General features: G+C 71.4%; 1 protein-coding gene. It reads right to left on the bottom strand.

The window, feature by feature from the left end:
* Positions 1 to 245: 245 nt before the first annotated feature.
* Complete coding sequence (locus tag WC493_RS23335) at positions 246 to 509, bottom strand: hypothetical protein (RefSeq protein WP_373069063.1); 264 nt, start codon at positions 507 to 509, stop codon at positions 246 to 248.
* Positions 510 to 2,649 lie beyond the last annotated feature (2,140 nt).

Raw genomic sequence — 2,649 nt, 5'->3', positions numbered from 1 at the left:
CCTTCAGCCCAGGAGACCAAAACAGCATCCGGGCGTCACGGTCAGACATGCCCGGCTTCGGTCCGTCCAACGGCCTGGCGATAAGCTGCCGGCCGTCCTTCACGAAGATCGAAGGGCATGCGCCGCCGGTACGGCGGCGCGATGCCCGTGGGCGGAGGCTGGGCCCTGCGAAGCTGGGCCCAGCCGGAGCGTCCCCAAGGGCGTCGTGCCCGCGGTACGCGGGCACGAACGCCCGCTCGTTCACTTCACGCGAAGCCCTCTTCCGAGGAGGACCGAAGGCCGGTCAGCTTCATCGCATTGTTAGACGCCCCGCGACACCCGTCACGATGGCGCCGCCGCCGCTCGTCGAGGCTCGGCGACCAACGCTGCACGGCGCCGTTTTGCGCCCCGTCGCCCGCGCGCAGTGTCCGGGTTGCGTGCCGGTCGCTCCCCATCTTCGACGCTCTATCCAAGAGGGCCACCCGCAGCGCAGCCCCGTCCTGCTCGACATCCCGGGCGGCGGCCGCCATGGACAAGCCTCTCGCGGCTGCGCCCCCTCCCTCGACGATTATCGCTCGCGACACAGGTCTCCTCGACAAGCGCAAGCTGGACGCTCGCTGCGCGCAGCCTGCCCCGGTCCCTCGCGGCGGCCGCCGATCAACGAGAGCTACAGGGGCTGCGCCGCTTGCACCACCCCGGCGATCGCAGCAAGAGGTCGTGCGCAGCGCAGCCCCGTCCGACGCGACAAGCCCGGCGGCGGCCGCCTTCGACGAGCGCCTCGCGGCTGCGCCCCCCGCCCTCGACCGTTGTCGCTCGCGACCAGAATCTTCTCGACAAGCGCGAGCATCACGCTCGCCCCGCGCAGCCTCCCTGGTCCCTCGCGGCGGCCGCCATTGCCAAGATCGAAGGGGCTGCGCCGCCTGCACTACCCCAATGCTATCGGCGGCGAGGCGGCCGCCCAGCGGCTGCACAACCTCGACGCTCGCAGCAAGAGGCCGCGCGCAGCGCAGCCCCGGTCCTCCTCGATAATCGTGGCGGCGGCCGCCATAGACCAAAGCTGCGCGGCTGCGCCCCCGCCCTCGACGGTTATCGCTCGCGACAAGGATCTTCTCGACAAGCGCACGCTTGACGCTCGTTGCGTGCAGCCTGCCCCGGTCACTCGCGGCGGCCGCCGATCAACGGGAGCTCGAGGGGCTGCGCCGCCTGCACTACCCCGGCGATCGCAGCAAGAGGTCGCGCGCAGCGCAGCCCCGTCCTACTCGACGAGCCTCGCGGCGGCCGCCGTCGACGAGCGTCTCGCGGCTGCGCCCCCGCCCTCGACGGTCATCGCTCGCGACAAGGATCTCCTCGACAAGCGCACGCTTGACGCTCACTGCGCGCAGCCCCCCCTGGTCCCTCCCGGCGGCCGCCATTGCCAAGATCGAAGGGGCTGCGCCGCCTGCACAACCCGGAGGCCAACACTGCCGAGGCGACCGCGCCACGTCTCCTTCCGACTCTTGACCTCTCACCTCCCCGAACGCCCCCTCTCAGCACCTCCGTTCGGGGCGGCTAACGGCTGGCGATGTGCTGCCGGCCGTCTATCACCAGGATCGAAGGGCATGCCCCGCGGGTACCGCGGGGCAATGCCCGTGGGCGGAGGCAGGGCCCTGCGAAGCTGGGCCCTGCCGCAGCGTCCTCGAAGGGCGCTGTGCCCGCGGTACGCGGGCACAGCGCCCGCCCCTCACCTCACGACAAGCCCTCGTCCGAGAACCAAGCCCAGGCCGGCCAGCACCATCGCATTGTTAGACGCCCCGCGACATCCGTCACGATGGCGCCGCCGCCGCTCGTCGAGGCTCGGCGACCAACGCTGCACGGCGCCGTTTTGCGCCCCGCCACCCGCGCGCAGTGTCCGGGTTGCGTGCCGGTCGCTCCGCATCCTCGACGCTCAATCCAAGAGGCCTCGCGCAGCGCAGCCCCGGTCCTCCTCGATAATCGTGGCGGCGGCCGCCATAGACCAAAGCTGCGCGGCTGCGCCCCCGCCCTCGACGGCTATCGCCCGCGACAAAGATCTACTCGACAAGCGCAGGCTTGACGCTCGCTGCGCGCAGCCTGCCCCGGTCCCTCGCGGCGGCCGCCGATCAACGAGAGCTCGAGGGGCTGCGCCGCTTGCACTACCCCGGCGATCGCAGCAAGAGGTCGCGCGCAGCGCAGCCCCGCCCGACGCGACCAGCCTCGCTGCGGCCGCCTTCGACGAGCGTCTCGCGGCTGCGCCCCCCGCCCTCGACGGTCATTGCTCGCGACCCGAATCTTCGCAACAAGCGCAGGCTTGACGCTCGCTGCGCGCAGCCTCCCCTCGTCGCTCGCGGCGGCCGCCAATGACAAGATCGAAGGGGCTGCGCCGCCTGCACAACCCGGAGGCCCATGCCGGCGAAGCGACCGCTCCACCCCCTCTTCTCCTATGTGACTCACTGCCCGAATGTTCGGGGCGGCTAACGGCTGGCGGCTATGCGGCCGGCGTCACTTCACGCAGATCGAAGGCCATGCCCCGCCGGTACGGCGGGGCAATGGCCGTGGCCGAAGACGAAGGGTGCTGTGCCCGCGGTACGCGGGCACGAGCACCCGCCCCTCAGTTCACGCCAAGCCCTCGTCCGAGGAGGATTCCAGCCGGTCCGCATCAGCCGCTTGTTATCC

Source organism: Zavarzinia sp. (genome assembly GCF_041650655.1).
In the GTDB taxonomy this organism is placed as follows: Bacteria; Pseudomonadota; Alphaproteobacteria; order Zavarziniales; family Zavarziniaceae; genus Zavarzinia.
This window is presented reverse-complemented; position numbering and strand designations above follow the sequence as displayed.